The following is a 15,685-nucleotide window of genomic DNA, read 5'->3' as shown; positions in this document are numbered from 1 at the left end:
GGCCACACCGGCTCCCGTCGCGGCACCGCTGGTGGAAGGATGGACGCAAGGTGACTGGAGGGGACCTTGACGACTACACCGACCGGCGGGACGCCCGAGTACGACCCGTTCCACGCGCCCGCGCCCCTGCCCCCGATGCCGGAGGCGGCCCCGCCGACGCCGTTCCCGAAACCGGCCCCGCTGAGCGTGCTGGCCAGGGTGTCGATCGTGCTGGGTGTGGTCCTCGCGCTGGGCCTGGGGAGCCTGGCCGCCTGGGGTATTTCGCGGTCGAGCAGTTTCGCCACGGTCGAGGCGGGCAAATGCCTGTACCTGACCGACGAGGCGGGCGGCAACCAGAGCTACACGACGGCCAGTTGCAGCTCGAACCGCGCGACCTTCCGCATCGACGAGGTGAGGACGGGTTCGTCCGACTGCCGCGACGCGGATTACATCCAGTTCGAGCTGTACGGGACCTCGTCCAGCCGGACGGCCAAGAAGACGCTCTGTCTCGCGCTGAACGTCGAGACCGGGGATTGCCTGCGCGACGTCGTGCACGAGACGCGGATCGCGAAGGTCCGCTGCACCGACATCAGCGCGGAGGCCCGGGCGGTCGTCACGCGGGGATCGTCGGAGACCGCCTGTTCGTCGGAAGACACCGCCCTGCACTACACCGGGCCGCCCGAGCGCACCGTTTGCCTCAGGCCGACCGGGGAGAACATTTAGGGTCGCGCCACCATCGACTGCACGTCGAGCCGGGCGCCGAGACTGCCCGAGTTGTGCATCAGATCGGCGACGCGCTGCAGCCGGATGCCGTTGAGGGAGACCGGGTACGTCCCGAGCGAGATCAGCGAAGCCGTCGTCCGGTCGATGTCGGAGAACGACGGCAGCGCGTCGCGGACGACGGCGGGGTCGGCCGCGCGCACCTGCGCCTCGCCGAGCACCTTCCGGAACACCGTGAGCGTGCGGGCGTTGGCTTGGGCGAAAGCTCCCATCGAAACGTAGGACGACATCGGGAAGTCCAGGGTCGCGCCGCGGGCGCCGTCGGCGAGGATGCTCGCCCCGAGTTCCTTCTCGGCCCTGGTGATGTACGGCTCGACCATCCACGCGGCGTCGACCTCGCCCGCCTGCAACGCCTGCGGCATCCGGTCGAACGGGTTCTGCTTGAACTGGATCCGGTTCACGTCGACGCCCGCGGTCCCCAGCACCGACCTGGCCGCCAGCACGCCGACGTCGTCGAGCATGTTCACCGCGATCTTCGGTGACTTCTTGAGCGTCGGTTCGGTGTAGTCGGAGCCGGGGAGTGTGACGAGCGCCATGGTGTTGCGGCCGGCGGTGTAGGCCTCGCCCTGCAACTGCAACGCCGTCCCCGCCGCGGCGGCGCGGAAGATGGACACGTCGCTGGCGAACGCCAGGTCGACCTCGCCGGCGGAGAGTTTGCCGATCGCCTGGTCGCCGGGAACCTCGACGAGGGTCACGGAAAGGCCGGCCGCGGTGAACTTCCCGTCGGCGACGGCGACCCGCAACGGTGCCGTGTCGATGGGGCTTCCGACGCCGATGCGCAGTTCCGTCCGTTCGAGTGGCGCGTCGGTGCTTGCGTCACCACCTGAAAACACTCCGCAACCGGCGGTCGCCAGCAGAGCCGCTACCAGCGGAATCGCCAAGACACGCATCTTCGTCACCGCTCACCTACCGAGAGAATGTGCTCCTCCTTCTGGATCGTATGGTCCGTGCCCCATACGATCGCCTGCGGGAGACGCCGGATGGCGCGGCTTTCGATCGTTCTCGAACCTTGTTACTCTACAGTAGGTTCGGGCTCTCGTCCCCGATGTCAGCCATGGGAAAGGGTCCCGTGGTGGGAAAAGGAAACCAGGTGGCCCGTCGCGACAAGCGTCCCCGTGGGGGCGACGCGGCGGAACGGCATCCTCGTGTCGGCGGCCGCTGGCGGCTGCGGAACTGGCACCTGCGTACCAAACTCTTCGTGGTACTCCTGATTCCCGCGCTCGCGGTGGTCGCCCTCGTCGGGCTCCGGGTCAACTCGGATCTGCGGGACGCGCGGCAGCTGGCCGAATTCGCCACCCGCGGCCGGGTCGACAGCACCGTCGCCGAAGCGGTGCATCAGCTTCAGCGCGAACGCGACCTCACCGTCCGGTTCGTCGCGGGCGATCGCAAGGGCGATCTTTCCGAATTGACCGAGCAGCGCAAACGGGCCGACGAAGCCATCGGCACGTTCGACCGCACGCTCGGTGAGAGCAAGAGCAGGCTCGGCGACAAGGCCGCGACGAGCCTGCAGCAGACCAGCGACCGCCTGCGCGTGCTGACCGGGCTCCGCTTTTCCGCGGAACACTCGGCTTTTCCCGCCGACGCGGTGCTGCGGTCCTACAGCGAGCTCATCTCCGGCCTGCTCGACATCAGCGACGCCACCGCGGCCGACGTCTCCGACCCGGATCTGGGGAAGCTCCGCCTCGCGGGCAACGCGCTCGCGCGGGTCAAGGATCAGATGTCGGTCAAACGCGCGATCATGGCGGCCGCGCTCGCGCAGGGTGGCCTCAACCGGGACCGGACCCGCGCGCTGCTCGGCGCGGAGGCCGAACTCGCCGCCGCCCGCAGCGACTACCGCACCTTCGCGACGCCCGAACAGCAGCGCATGTACGACGACACGGTCATCGGCCTGATCGTCGACATCGGCAACGACATGGTGGAATCGGCGCTCATCCGCGCCGAGAACGACCAGGGGCTCGGCGGGCTGGACCCGAACCAGTGGGACACCTCGGCCACGTACACGGTCAATCTGGCCCATCAGGTGCAGCAGGCGCTGCTCGTCCAGCTCCAGGAACGCACCGACGCCCTCGCGGCGCGCGCGAGGACGTCCGCGATCTGGGACGGCGGCATCGTGCTCGCCGTGCTGATCGTCGCCGGTGTGCTGTCGGTGATCATCGCGCGTTCGCTGCTGCGGCCGTTGCGGATCCTGCGCCGCAGCGCGCTCCAGGTCGCCGAGCATCAGCTCCCGGCGGCTGTCGAAGGTCTGCTGAGCGATCCCGAACCGCAGCCGGAGAACCTGCGGCGGCGGCTGGCCGTCGCGCCCGTCCCGGTGTTCAGCCGCGAGGAACTCGGCCAGGTGGCGCGCGCGTTCGACGCGGTGCACGGCGAGGCCGTCCGGCTCGCGGGCGAACAGGCCATGCTGCGGGAGAACATCAACGCGATGTTCGTGAACCTGTCGCAGCGGAGCCAGGATCTCGTCGAGCGGCAGCTGTCCGTTTTGGACCGTATGGAGGCCGACGAACAGGATCCCGACACTCTCGCCGGCCTCTTCGAACTCGACCATCTCGCGACCCGGATGCGCCGCAACAGCGAGAACCTGCTGGTGCTCTCCGGAACCGACGTCGTCCGTGAGGACGGCGGTGCCGTGGTCGCCGACGAGATCATCGGCGCCGCGCTGTCGGAGGTCGAGCACTACCAGCGGATCGAACTCGGCGCGGCGCCGCGGATCGCGGTGCGCGGCGAGGCCGTCAACGACCTCGTGCACGTGGTCTCCGAGCTGCTGGAGAACGCGACCCGCTATTCGGACCAGAGCACGATGGTGCAGGTCGAGGGGCACGAGACCGACCGCGGCGAATGGCAGATCGAGATCACCGACCACGGCGCGGGCATGCCGCAGGCGGAGATCGACCGGACCAACACGCGGCTGGCGAACCCGCCGGACGTCGACGTCGAGGTGTCCCGGCGGATGGGCCTGTTCGTGGTCGCGACGCTGGCCGTCCGGCACCATATCGACGTCCGCCTGCGGTCCGCCGACGGCGGCGGGATCACCGCGGTGGTCGTCGTGCCCGCCGAGCTCATCGTCGAAGCGCCCCGGCCGGCTCCGCTGCCGGAGCCCCCGCCCGTCACCGTCGTCGTGCCGGAGCCGGAGCCCGAACCCCCGCTGGAAGTCCCGCCGCTGCCCGAACCCCAGGAGAGCGCCGAGGAATCGCGGTTCGCGCCCGTGCTGGACCCCGGGCCGCTGCGACGTGCGCCGGTCGTCGAGCGCGAGACCCAGCCGGAGTGGCCGTCCTCGGACGACGACGCCGTCAACCATCTCGAACTGGACTCGCCGACCGAGCGGATGCCCAAGTACCAGAGCGTGCTTTCGCAGTGGTTCGACCACGGAGGCCCGCGCGAAGGTCCTTCGCCCGCCGAACCCGGCCCGCCCTCCTTGCCGTCATTCGAACCGGTGAAGAACGTCGTGCCCGATGAGCCGGCGCAGGATCCGGACGAGCCGACCGAGCCGACGCTGAAGCCGCTGGAACCGAAGGAGCCCAAGGAAAAGGCGCCGGAACCCGAGCCCGCTTGGCCGACGCCCGCCGAGCTGGAGCAGGAGGACGGGGCGGAGGAGACCTGGCCGGTGCTGCCCGCCGTCGTCCCCGAGGCGCGGTCGCAGGACGACAGGCCGGAGAAACCGCTGGGGGAGAGGCCGATACTCTCACTTTCCCCCGAAGCGGTCCGCGAACGGATGACCAGCCTGCAAGGCGGTTTCCGGCGCGGTCGCCACGCCAGGGGTGACGACAACCCCTCGGTATAAGCGAATTGGATGGTCCATGAGCCCGAAATCCGGCCTGCTGGAAGTGATCGCGCTGACCGCGGTGGACGCGGAGCGCGCACAGGAGGGCGGGGCCGATCGCCTCGAACTGGTCAGCGACATGGCCAGCGACGGTCTCACGCCGTCGGTCGAGACGCTGCGCGACGTACTCGCCGCCACCGATCTCCCGGTGCGGGTCATGCTGCGCGACAACATGTCCTTCGCCGCCGGTGACCTCGACGGGCTGCGCGCGGACGCCGGGCGCCTGATCGACGCGGGCGCGCGGGAGTTCGTCTTCGGTTTCCTGGACCTGGAAAGCGAAATCGACGTGGAGGCCTGCGAGACGCTGGTCAAGGAGCTCGACGGGCTGCCGTGGACCTTCCACCGCGCCATCGACCGCGCGCGGGACCCGTTGCGCGCCTACGACCGGCTGACCGCGCTCGGCTGCGACACGGTGCTCGCGGCCGGGCATCCGCACGGTGTGGCGCACGGGCTTTCAGTCCTGCAGCGGCTCGCCCGGCGAGAGGACGGGCCGCGGCTGCTCGTCGGCGGCGGCCTGCGGGCGCAGCAGGTGCACCTGCTGCGGGCGGGCGGGGTCGGCGCGTTCCACGTCGGCAGCGCGGTCCGGCCGGGCGGGTGGGAGTCCGATGTGGACGTCGCCGCCGTGCGCGAATGGGCCGCGCTGGTCAAGGAGTAGGCCGGACGCACCGGGTCAGGTCCAGACCACACACGGTGATACGAGGTTGCATCTTCAACTATCGGGTATCGACCAGATAGCGTGTGGCCATGGCTACCCGCACCGTACGTGACGCGACCAGGGAACTGCTGCGCGATCTGGGCCTGACCACCGTTTTCGGCAATCCCGGGACGACCGAGATCGCCTTCCTCACGGAGTGGCCCGACGACTTCACCTACGTGCTCGCGCTCCACGAGGCGTCCGTCGTCGCGATGGCCGACGGGTACGCCCGCGCGAGCAGGCGGGCGGCGCTGGTGAACCTGCACTCCGCGGGCGGGGTCGGGCACGCGCTCGGGCATATCTTCACCGCGTACCGCAACAACGCGCCGCTGATCATCCTCGCCGGCCAGCAGACCAGGTCGCTGCTGCCGGACGATCCCTTCCTCGGCGCCGTCGAGGCGGCGAACTTCCCCAAGCCGTACGTGAAGTGGAGCTGCGAGCCCGCCAGGGCGGAGGACGTCCCGGCGGCGCTGGCGCGGGCGTATCACATCGCGACGCAGGCGCCCATGGGGCCGGTGTTCGTTTCGGTGCCCGTGGACGACTGGGACGTCGAGACCACGAAGCCGATCGTGTCCCGGCCGCAGATCCGCGGTTTCGCGCCCGATCCGTCCGCTTTGGACGAACTGGTGTCGGCTTTGGACGCCGCCGAGCGCCCGGCGATCGTGGTCGGCCCCGGTATCGACGGTGAAGGCGCCGTGCCGGACGTCGTCGAGCTGGCCGAGAAGGTCGGCGCCGGGGTCTGGGCGCCGCCGATGGGGGCGCGCTGCTCCTTCCCCGAGGACCACCCGCAGTTCTTCGGATTCCTTCAGCCGGAACGGAAAATGCTCGCGAGCGCGCTGGCGGACCACGATCTCGTGGTCGTCATCGGCGCCCCGGCGTTCACCTACCACGTGTACCGCGGCGAGTCGGAAACCGCGCTGCCGCCGCTGTTCCTGGTCAGCGACGACGAGCAGATCCTCGCCAGGGCCGCGGAAGGCACCGGGATCCGTGCGACGCCGAAGCTCACCATCCGCGCGTTGCTGGAGCGTGCCGCGCCGCGGGAAGCGCCGAAATCCCGCACCCGGCATGAGAAGCCCGCCGCGGTCACGCCGATCACGCCCGGCTTCGCCTACTCGGTGATCTCGGAAGTCCTGCCGGACGACGCGATCGTCGTCGAGGAGACGCCGAGCCACCGCAACGAACTGCACGACCACCTGCCGATCAAGTCCACCGACACCGGCTTCCTCACCGTCGCCAGCGGCACCCTCGGCTACGGTCTCCCGGCCGCCGTCGGCGCCGCGCTGGCCCGCCCGGACCGCAAGGTCGTGGCGATCCTCGGCGACGGGTCGAGCATGTACTGCGTCCAGGCACTGTGGACGGCCGCGCAGCACAACCTGCCGGTGACGTTCGTGATCTTCGACAATTCGCAGTACGCCGCCGTGCGCATCCTCGGCGAGGCCGCGGGCGGCGAGAAGGTGCCGGGTGTCGACCTCGGCGGCATCGATTTCCCCGCGCTGGCGAAGAGCCTGGGGCTGCGGACGTCGGTCGTCGAGAAGGCCGAGGACCTCAAGCCGACGCTGGAAGCGGCGCTGCCGGACGAGCGGCCGCATCTGGTGCACGTCCGCATCGACGCGAACCCGCGCACGCTGTACTGAGAGGGCTGAAGGGCGCTTTCCCCGCATCACATGCGGGGAAAGCGCCCTTCATCGCGTCGCGTGGTTGTGATCCCCTGCGGAGCGTTGCGAAAGCCACTTTCGCAACCTTCAACGTTGCGAAAGTGGCTTTCGCAACGCCTGCTCGGCCCGCAGCACCACCCCGAGAAGTACGTGAAGGCCCCCTTCCTTGCGCTGGACGCAAGGAAGGGGGCCTTCACGTACTTCAGCTCTTGGCGCGCACCTCGGCGTCGGCGTCGGCGGCCGCTTCCTGCTGCGCCAGCTCGTACTCGGCCGCGTCCGAAGCGGCGGCGGCCGCTTCCGGGGCGCCACCGTGCAGCAGTCGCGCGACCTCACCGCGCAGCGTCACGAACTCGGCGGACTCGCGAGTGGTGATCTGGTCCCGCTCCGCGGGCAGCCCGACCGGCAGGTCCGCGACGATCTTCGCGGGCGACTTCGACAGCACCAGCACGCGGTCAGACAGGTAGACGCTCTCGTCGATGTCGTGCGTGACGACGAGGACCGTGCTCCCGTTCTCGCGCTGCACGCGCCGCGTCAGGTCCTCGAGTTCGAACCGCGTCTGCGCGTCGACCGACGCGAACGGCTCGTCCATCAGCAGCAGGGCGGGACGGCTGGCCAGCGCCCGCGCGATCGACACACGCTGCTGCATACCGCCCGAGAGCTGCCACGGGAACTTCGAGCCGACCCCGGACAGGCCGACCGATTCCAGCGCCTCCTGTGCCCGCGTCCGGCGCTCCGCGCGGCTCAAGTTACGCCACCGCAAGGGGAACTCGACGTTCTTCGCGACCGAGAGCCACGGGAACAGCGAGCGGCTGTAGTCCTGGAACACCACGGCCAGGTCCTCCGGCACGCCGGAGACGTCGTCGCCGTGCAGGCTGACGCGGCCGGACGTCGGCTTGATCAGCCCGGCGATGCAGCGCAGGAGCGTGGACTTGCCGCAGCCCGACGGGCCGACGATGCTCGCGAGCTGTCCCGCTTCCACGGTGAACGACAGATCGTTGACCGCGATGTGCGCCTTTTCTCCCGCGCCGTACCGGTGGTTCAGCCCGGAGACTTCGAGCATGGTTGACATCTTGCTGACCCTTCGAAAGCTAGATACGGCCGTTGCGGGTGGGCTGCCAGCGAAGCACTCTCTGCTCCACCGCGAGGAAGGCCGCGTTGAACCCGAAGCCGAGCAGTCCGAGCAGGACCAGCCACGACCACATGAGCGGGAAGTCGAACGCCTGCTGGGCGTCCATCAGGGACCGGCCGATGCCGTTGTAGGAGCCGACCAGCTCCGAGATCACCATCAGCAGCAGGGAGATGGACAGGCTCAGCCGCAGGCCGGCGAAGATCTTCGGCCCGGCGGCGGGGAGCACGATCGAGCGCACCCAGTACGACCGCGGGGTCCGGAACGACTTCGCGGTGTCGATCTTCACCTGGTCCACCGACCGGACGCCGTCCACGGTGTTGAGCAGTACCGGCCAGATCGCGCCGAAGATGATCGACCCGGTCTGCATCCCCGGTCCGAGTCCGAAAAGGACGATGAACACCGGGATCAGGGCGGGTGGCGGGACCGAGCGGAAGAACGCGAAAAGCGGCCCGACGTAGTCCATTCCCGTCTTGGACCGTCCCAAGAGGACACCCAGCGCGACACCGAACGCGCCGGCCAGCAGCCAGCCGCCGAGCGTCCGGCCGAGGCTGGGGAGCACGTTGTCGAACACCGTGTCGGTCAGGAACAGCTGCGAGGCCGGGCCGGTGAACCACAGTTTCGCCGAAGCGCTCAGGATCTCGCTCGGCGGCGGGAAGAACGGGCTTTCCCCGAGCCGGGTCGCGAGCTCCCAGATCCCGATCAGGGCGAAGAAGAGCAGCCAGTTGCGGACGAGGATGCCGATACCCCGGCCCACGCGCCTGCCGACGCGGCTGGTCAGCGTGAGGGTCGTCACGAGACCGCCTCCCGGTCGACCGTGCTCCAGCGGAACGCCCGCCTGCCGATCATCTCGAGCCCGCCGTTGATGAGGAAGCCGAGCGCGCCGACCACCACGGTGCCGGCGAGCACGAGGTCGAACCTGGTGGAGCCGGTGCTGGCCTGCATGATGAAGTTGCCGATGCCGAGTTTGGCCCCGGCGAGGAACTCGGTACTGACCACCGCGATCAGCGCGATGTTGGCGGACAGCCGGACCCCGGTGAACACGAACGGCGCGGTATGCGGCAGCGCCACCGACGTCAGCGTCCGGAACTTGCTCGTGCCGCAGGCCTTCGCGGTCTCCAGCAGCACGGGGTCGATCTCGCCGAGCGCGTAGATCGTGTTGAACATGATGGGCCACAACGACGCGTACACGGCCAGCGTGATCTTCGCCTCGGGCCCGCCGCCGATCAGCAGGAGCACCAGCGGGATCAGCGCGACGGCGGGGATCGGCCGCAGGAACTCGATGACCACCGCGGTCGCCGTGCGCAGGCCGGGGATGCTGCCGAGCAGCAGGCCGGCGGGAACCGCGATGGCGACCGCGATCAGCAGGGCGATCGCCCACGCGAGGAACGTGGCGATCAGGTCCCGGACGAACTGGGTCTCACCGAACTGTTCGACGATCGTCACGAGGACGACCGACGGCGGGGGGAGGAACTCTTTACGGACCAGGCCGGCCTGGACGATCACTTCCCAGACGAGGAAGAAACCGGCCAGACCGGCAAGGGCACGGAGAAGTCGTGACACCTTTACCTTTATCCAGCTTGAGGGGCGAGCATCGGAGCGGCGTCGAGCTTGGCCCCGATCACTCCGGTCTGCAGCAGCAGATCCGGTACCCGCTGCAGGCGACGGGCGTCCAGAGTGGACCCGAACGTCGGCAGCGTGAGCAGTGAGGCGGTTTCAGCGTCGACCCTGGCGTACTTGACGATGAGGGGTTCGATCTTGGAGCGGTCGGCCGCGTCGCGCACGGCCTTGCCCAGTGCGCGCTGGAACGCGGCCAGCGTCTTGGGGTTCTTGTCCACGAAGGACCCGAGCGCGCCGAAGCCCGCCAGGGGGAAGTCCTGCGTGGCACCGGTCGAGATGTCGACGACCGGGGTCGCGCCGACGACCTTGGAGGCCTGGGTCAGGAACGGCTCGGGCAGGTAGCCAGCGTCGACCTGGCCCGACGAGAGCGCCGCGGCGATGTTCGGCAGCGCCATCGGCACCCACTGGACCTTGCTGGTGTCGACGCCGTGGTCCTTCATCACCGAGACGGTGAGCAGGTGGGAGGCGGTGTTCTTGTCGGTGATCGCGATCTTCTTGCCCGCGAGGTCGTTGATCGTCTTGACCGACGAGGTCGGCACGGTGACGACCGCGTTGCTCTTGGGGCTGGCCGAGACCGAGTCGGCGACGAGCCGGATGTCGGCCGCGCCCTTGCTCTTCGCGACGAAGAACGGCATGTAGGTGGAGAAGGCGATGTCGACCTCGCCACCGATCATCTTGGTCATCGCCTGCTGGCCGCTGGGCGCGTCGACCGCTTCGACCTCGAGACCTTCGGCCTTGAAGTAGCCGCCCTCCTGCGCCAGCCGCAGCGGCGCGAGGTCGACGACGGGCAGCAGGGCCACCTTGATCTTCGCCTTCTCAAGGCCGCCTTCCCCACCCGACGCCTTGGACGTGTCCTCGCCGCCGAGTGCGCCACAGGCGCCCAAGGTGGCCAGCATGAGCGCGCTCAGGGCGACGCCGACGGCACCCCGTCCTCTACGTGCACCGTTCCTGCTCATGGCGTTTCGAAACAAAGCCAGCTCCTCGGAAACAATGAATCACCGTTGGGTTTTTTCATCCGTGTCGTGGCTTCATTCCGCCAGGCACGCGGTCACCTTAGAGATTTGCCCACCTGCTCACAATGGGTGTCGTGAGCGGGTGATCATTTTAGGCCATTCGCCCGATCACCTGATCACCCGCTTGGACATCATTACTTTCAGTGATCAATTTCCGAGAAATGTGACTATTAGATGTAATGCCGCGTCGTCAGCTGGTGGCCTGCGCCGCGATCATCGGGCCGACGTCGATCTTGGTCGGGATCGCGCCCATCTGCAGCAGCAGATCCGGGACCCGCTGGATGCGACGGGGGTCCAGGGTGGACTGGAACGTCAGCAGCGTGGTCAGCGCGGCGGTGTCCTGGTCGATCCTGGCGTACTTGACCAGCAGCGGCTCGATCTTGGAGCGGTCCGCCGCGTCCCGGGTGGCCTTCTGCATGGCGCGCTGGAAGGCGGCCACGGTCTTCGGGTTCTCCGACACGAACTTGCCGAGCGAGCCGTAGCCCGCGGTGGGGAAGTCCTGGGTGGCGCCGGTGGCGGTGTCCACGACCGGGACGGTGCCGGCCTGCTTCGCGGTCTGGGTGATGAACGGCTCGGTCAGGAAGCCGGCGTCGATGTCGCCGTTCTTGAGCGCGGCGCCGACGTTCGGCAGCTGGATCGGCACCCACTGGACCTTGCTGGCGTCGACGCCGTGGTCCTTCATGACCGATTTGGACAGGGTGTCCGAGACGGTGTTCGGCGCGGTGATGCCGATCTTCTTGCCCGCCAGGTCGCTGACGCTCTTCACCGACGACGTCGGCAGCGTGACCAGCATCGTGCTCTTCGGACCGGCGGAGGAGGCGTCCGCGACCAGCTTGATGTCGGCGGTGTTCTTGCTCATCGCGATGAAGAACGGCGTGTAGCTCGCGTACGCGATGTCGACCTCGCCGCCGATCAGCTTGGTCAGCGAGATCTGGCCGGTGCCCGCCTCGATGGCCTCGACGTCGAGGCCCTCGTTCTTGAAGTAGCCGCCGTCCTGGGCGAGGCGCAGCGGAGCCAGGTCGATGGTCGACATCACGGCGACCTTGATCTTCGACTTCTCGAGGTTCCCCGAGCCGCCGGAAGAGGACGAATCGTCACCGCCGAGCAGGCCGCAGCCACCGACCGACGTCGTGACGACGGCCGCCATCGCGAATGCGATCGCCCTCGCCATTCCACGAGACGGCCGCCCGAGGCGGGCGCTCAAGGCCTTCTTCGAAAGCAAGTGGTGCTCCTGATCGAGGGGGAGGACACGTGATGACGTGGCCTGATGTGGAATTCGGAAGTGACTCTTTGTCGAGTCACGGGCCCACTGTAGAGAACACACACTGTGCTCACAATGGGTGGTCATCCCATGATCCCAAGTGGTAACGATCACCCGAACAGGTTGTTTGTCAGAAGTGAACACAACGGGGCGTGTTCGAGGCGGGGACTTGTTGACGAATGAGCGTCAACGGGTCAAGACCCGTCCGGGGCTTACTTGAAGGTCTTGACCGAAGGGTTACATCTGGGCCGCCCGTTCGCTACCCTCATGCACCGGTAGTGAGGTGTGGACCACTGATGTAGTGAAAGAGAGTGCCTTGGATGGCCGAACGCTCTGGACCTTTCCCGAGGTGCAAGGCACTCTGTGTCGAACGCGATCCTGATGTCGGACACGACCGTGCTTCACTGGTGCGCGCCCGCGCACTGGCGGGTTAGGCCGAATAGACCAATGACGTCAGGCGGGATTTCGGCCAAGTGCACTTGAGAGACTGCGTCAAAGACGACTTCCTCATTCGTCAGAGTGAGCACTCGCGTCCAACGTCTCCCTGCCGGGTGGCAGGAGCGTGCGGGTAGTGGTCTCCGACAACCGACCCAGGCAGCAGCAGAACGGCATGTCCAAAATGGGCTTTCCCGGCCCGAATGAAGATGATGGTGGTGCGGCGGTGCCGAACGAAGACACCGCGGGGGTGGGAGGGACCCCTGCGCGGGAAACCGGAGACGGTCCTGGTGGGAAGGCCGGGTCGTTCCTGGGCCTGCGTAACTGGCGTCTGCGATCGAAGCTCGCGGCCGTCCTGATCATTCCGACGCTGACCGCGCTCGCGCTCGGCACGCTCCGCGTGATCGACGACAGCAGTGAGGCGGCCCGGTTCCAGGACACGGCCGATCAGGTCGCGTTCGCCGACAAGATCACCCTCGTGGTGCACGAGCTGCAGAGCGAACGCGCGCTCGCCGTCGCCAAGATCGCCTCCGGTGACCCGTCGCGCCAGAACGGTCTCGACGCGCAGATCGCCAAGGTCGACCGCGCCATCGACGACCTGCGTGCCTCGGCGAACCAGATCAACCCGGACGATCAGGACACGAGGGACCGCTACTCGCGTGGTCTGCAGCGGCTCGACGCCCTGCGCCCGCTGCGCGGCGCGATGAACACCTCGCTGCTGGGCGACACCCCGATCCTCATCGCCTACTCCGGCATCCTCGACTCGCTGGTCCAGCTCGGCCGCGAGGTGACCACCGCGGTGGCGAACCGCGACGTGCTCCGGCTCGGCGTCACCGTGCAGGCCATCAGTGAGAGCAAGGAGTTCATCGCCCGCGGTGACGCGGCGCTGCTGATCGCCTCCTTCCGCTCCGGCTTCCCCGGCGACCTGTTCGACCAGGCGCGTTCGGCGGTCGCCAGCGGCGACGCCTCGACGGCGGCGTTCCTCAACAACGCCAGCCCCGAACAGCGGCAGCTCTACTCGGACACCTTCTCCGGTCCCGAGGTCGACGACCGGCGCCGCATCACCACGATGGCGTTCTCGCTGCACCAGCAGAACGAGCCGCCGGCGATCGACAACGTCGCCCTCGGCAACGACAGCCGGGTCGCGCTGGACAAGCTGCGCGCGGTCGAGACCAACCTGCTCGGCCAGCTGCGGGCACAGGCCGACGGCCTGGCCACCGACGCGATCAACTCGGCCTGGATCGGCGGCGCGATCGTGCTGCTGGCGCTGCTCGCGGCGCTGTTCCTGATGCTCGTCATCGCCCGCCTGATGCTGCGCCCGCTGCGGGTGCTGCGGAAGACGGCGCTCGACGTGGCCTACACACGACTGCCGGAAACCGTGCAAGCGATCCTCGACGACCCGGACCCGGTCAACGCCTCGAAGCGGTCGGTCGAGCCGGTGCCCGTCACTTCGCGTGACGAGATCGGTGAAGTGGCGCGGTCGTTCGACGTCGTCCACGAACAGGCCGTCAAGATGGCCGCCGAACAGGCCCTCCTGCGCGAGAACGTCAACGGCATCTTCGTGAACCTGTCCCGCCGGTCGCAGCGGCTGGTGGAACGCCAGCTGGGCGTGATCGACCGGCTCGAGGCCGACGAGCAGGACCCGGACCACTTGGCCAGCCTGTTCGAGCTCGACCACCTCGCCACGCGGCTGCGCCGCAACGGTGAAAGCCTCCTGGTGCTCTCGGGCGCCGGTCTCGCGAAGTCGGTGCCCAAGCCGGTGCCCGCCGCCGACGTCATCGGCGCCGCGGTCTCGGAGATCGAGCAGTACGCCCGGATCGAGATCGGGATCGTCCCCGAGGTCGCCGTCCAGGGCCTGACGATCCACGACCTCGTGCACGTGCTCGCGGAACTGCTGGACAACGCCACCTACTTCTCCGAGCCGGAGACGAAGGTGACCGTCCGCGCGGTGATCACCCGCAAGAAGGCGCTCGCCATCCAGGTCACCGACCACGGTGTCGGCATGACCGAGGAGCGGCTCGCCGAGGTCAACCAGCGCCTGGCCGACCCGCCGGACCTGGACGTCTCGGTGACCCGGCGGATGGGCCTGTACGTGGTCGCGCGCCTGGCGCGCCGCCACGGCATCGAGGTCCGGCTCCGGGAGAACGAGGACATCGAAGGCGGCGTGATCGCGCGGGTCGTCGTGCCCGCCGAGCTGCTCACGCAGATGCGGCCCGGCGCGCGCAACACCCCGCCGCCGTCGAACCGCTCGGAAACGTCGATGCCTTCGATGCCGTCGGTCTCCGAGACGTCGCTGCCGAACATCCCGATGTCCGACCGCGGCCTGGAGATGACCCCGCCGCCGCCGTCGAAGCCGCCGGCCGCTCCGCAACCGGTCGCGTCGCAGGGCGGGCTCGTCCCGCTCGACCAGCCGATCAGCCTCGACGACCTGGTCGCGGGCAAGAACGCGGCGGGGCCGTTCCTCAGCCCCGCGTCCCCCGCCGAGGAGGCCCCGGCGTGGCCGACGGCCGAGGACATCTCGCCGACGAACGGCGACGGCGCCTCCAGCGGCACCGAGACCCAGTTCGCGTCGCTGGTGCTGCCGAAGCGGGAGCCGAAGTACACGCCGGTCGAGCCGCGGAACAAGCCCGAGGAGCCCGCGGAGTCTTCGGACGCGGGCAAGTCGGCGCTCGATGACGACGTGCCCACGCGGCGGCTGCCGATCTACCAGTCGGTGCTCTCGCGCTGGTTCAGCGAAGGTGACGAGGCCGGGGGCGACACCCCGACGACCTACACCGAGCCGGTCGAGTCCGAACTGCCCGTGCGGACCCCGAACGGTGCCGCCGAAACGGCGGAACCCGTCGGCAGGGACACTGAGGAGACATCCGAAGAGGCATTGCCCACTCGGACCCCGCGGAGTGTTCCGCCGGAGACGGTGCTCCAGGACAATGGCTGGCGCAGCGCGTCGGACGACGGCTGGCAGGCGGCGCAGGTCCTGTACGAAGACCGGAACGACGAGATCACCCCGGCGGGCCTGCCCAAACGGGTGCCGAACCAGTACCTCGTCCCCGGCTCGATCGGCGGGAACGAGCCGAAGAAGGAAGACTCGTTCGCCGACAAGACCTCCGGAATGCCGGGCACGGGTGCGATCGCCCGCTCGGCGACGGCGGCGCGGAGTCGGATGGCAAGCTTCCAGAAGGGCTACACGTCGGGACGGCACGCGTTGAAGGAACGCCCGCTCGATGCGCTGGATGACAACGGCGTTCCGGTGACCGGCAGGGATACCTCTGCCGATGACAGCAGTAAGGAGTGACAGTGACACGGGCGGG

The 15,685-nt window shown here is 68.7% G+C and carries 11 protein-coding genes; 5 read left to right on the top strand and 6 right to left on the bottom strand.

Features of this window, described 5'->3' with window-relative positions; all coding sequences use genetic code 11:
- The first annotated feature begins 66 nt into the window (after window positions 1–66).
- On the top strand, window positions 67–702 hold the full coding sequence (locus AMK34_RS12580) for an LppU/SCO3897 family protein (protein ID WP_083649847.1): 636 nt from the start codon (window positions 67–69) through the stop codon (window positions 700–702).
- On the opposite strand, the gene AMK34_RS12575 is transcribed toward AMK34_RS12580, so the two are convergent.
- Window positions 699–1,658: an ABC transporter substrate-binding protein gene (locus tag AMK34_RS12575; RefSeq protein ID WP_143202438.1), complete on the bottom strand. Its 960-nt coding sequence runs from the start codon at window positions 1,656–1,658 to the stop codon at window positions 699–701. The two genes, AMK34_RS12580 and AMK34_RS12575, sit on opposite strands and share 4 nt — an antisense overlap.
- A gap of 191 nt (window positions 1,659–1,849) precedes the next feature.
- Here AMK34_RS12575 and AMK34_RS12570 point away from each other — a divergent pair, with 191 nt between their 5' ends.
- The 3 genes from AMK34_RS12570 (at window position 1,850) to mdlC (ending at window position 6,901) form a co-directional block, all read left to right on the top strand.
- On the top strand, window positions 1,850–4,534 hold the full coding sequence (locus AMK34_RS12570) for a nitrate- and nitrite sensing domain-containing protein (protein WP_198941672.1): 2,685 nt from the start codon (window positions 1,850–1,852) through the stop codon (window positions 4,532–4,534).
- 16 nt (window positions 4,535–4,550) lie between these two features.
- Complete coding sequence (locus tag AMK34_RS12565) at window positions 4,551–5,228, top strand: copper homeostasis protein CutC (protein ID WP_073845351.1); 678 nt, start codon at window positions 4,551–4,553, stop codon at window positions 5,226–5,228.
- An 89-nt stretch (window positions 5,229–5,317) separates the two neighbouring features.
- On the top strand, window positions 5,318–6,901 hold the full coding sequence (gene mdlC, locus AMK34_RS12560) for a benzoylformate decarboxylase (RefSeq protein ID WP_073845349.1): 1,584 nt from the start codon (window positions 5,318–5,320) through the stop codon (window positions 6,899–6,901).
- Between the two features lie 223 nt (window positions 6,902–7,124).
- Here the strand turns inward: mdlC and AMK34_RS12555 are convergent, their stop codons facing one another.
- The 5 genes from AMK34_RS12555 to AMK34_RS12535 all read right to left on the bottom strand — a co-directional run bounded on the left by AMK34_RS12555 (window position 7,125) and on the right by AMK34_RS12535 (window position 11,903).
- Window positions 7,125–7,991 carry an ABC transporter ATP-binding protein gene (locus AMK34_RS12555; protein WP_073845347.1) on the bottom strand — a complete coding sequence of 289 codons (867 nt, stop codon included), beginning with the start codon at window positions 7,989–7,991 and terminating at the stop codon, window positions 7,125–7,127.
- 19 nt (window positions 7,992–8,010) lie between these two features.
- A complete protein-coding gene (locus AMK34_RS12550) occupies window positions 8,011–8,844 on the bottom strand; it encodes an ABC transporter permease (RefSeq protein ID WP_038507840.1) in 834 nt (277 codons plus the stop codon).
- The gene (locus AMK34_RS12545; RefSeq protein ID WP_073845345.1) at window positions 8,841–9,611 is read right to left on the bottom strand and encodes an ABC transporter permease; all 771 of its coding nucleotides are present in this window, start codon (window positions 9,609–9,611) and stop codon (window positions 8,841–8,843) included. The genes AMK34_RS12550 and AMK34_RS12545 overlap by 4 nt, the downstream gene beginning before the upstream one ends.
- 8 nt (window positions 9,612–9,619) lie before the next feature.
- Complete coding sequence (locus tag AMK34_RS12540; protein ID WP_378415006.1) at window positions 9,620–10,624, bottom strand: ABC transporter substrate-binding protein; 1,005 nt, start codon at window positions 10,622–10,624, stop codon at window positions 9,620–9,622.
- A 247-nt stretch (window positions 10,625–10,871) separates the two neighbouring features.
- Window positions 10,872–11,903, bottom strand: a complete 1,032-nt coding sequence (locus AMK34_RS12535; RefSeq protein WP_073845343.1) for an ABC transporter substrate-binding protein — start codon at window positions 11,901–11,903, stop codon at window positions 10,872–10,874.
- A gap of 649 nt (window positions 11,904–12,552) precedes the next feature.
- Between AMK34_RS12535 and AMK34_RS12530 the strand changes: the two genes are divergently transcribed.
- The gene (locus AMK34_RS12530) at window positions 12,553–15,669 is read left to right on the top strand and encodes a sensor histidine kinase (protein WP_073846266.1); all 3,117 of its coding nucleotides are present in this window, start codon (window positions 12,553–12,555) and stop codon (window positions 15,667–15,669) included.
- Window positions 15,670–15,685: the final 16 nt, after the last annotated feature.

The organism is Amycolatopsis sp. CB00013 (assembly GCF_001905755.1).
Lineage (GTDB): Bacteria > Actinomycetota > Actinomycetes > Mycobacteriales > Pseudonocardiaceae > Amycolatopsis > Amycolatopsis japonica.
This window is presented reverse-complemented; position numbering and strand designations above follow the sequence as displayed.

What these genes read in the sequence shown, in the direction of transcription:
- AMK34_RS12565 (WP_073845351.1), top strand. Translation starts at nt 4,551, where the DNA reads ATGAGCCCGAAATCCGGCCTGCTGGAAGTGATCGCGCTGACCGCGGTG.
- AMK34_RS12540 (WP_378415006.1), bottom strand. Translation starts at nt 10,624, where the DNA reads ATGAGCAGGAACGGTGCACGTAGAGGACGGGGTGCCGTCGGCGTCGCC.
- mdlC (WP_073845349.1), top strand. Translation starts at nt 5,318, where the DNA reads ATGGCTACCCGCACCGTACGTGACGCGACCAGGGAACTGCTGCGCGAT.
- AMK34_RS12555 (WP_073845347.1), bottom strand. Translation starts at nt 7,991, where the DNA reads ATGTCAACCATGCTCGAAGTCTCCGGGCTGAACCACCGGTACGGCGCG.
- AMK34_RS12530 (WP_073846266.1), top strand. Translation starts at nt 12,553, where the DNA reads ATGTCCAAAATGGGCTTTCCCGGCCCGAATGAAGATGATGGTGGTGCG.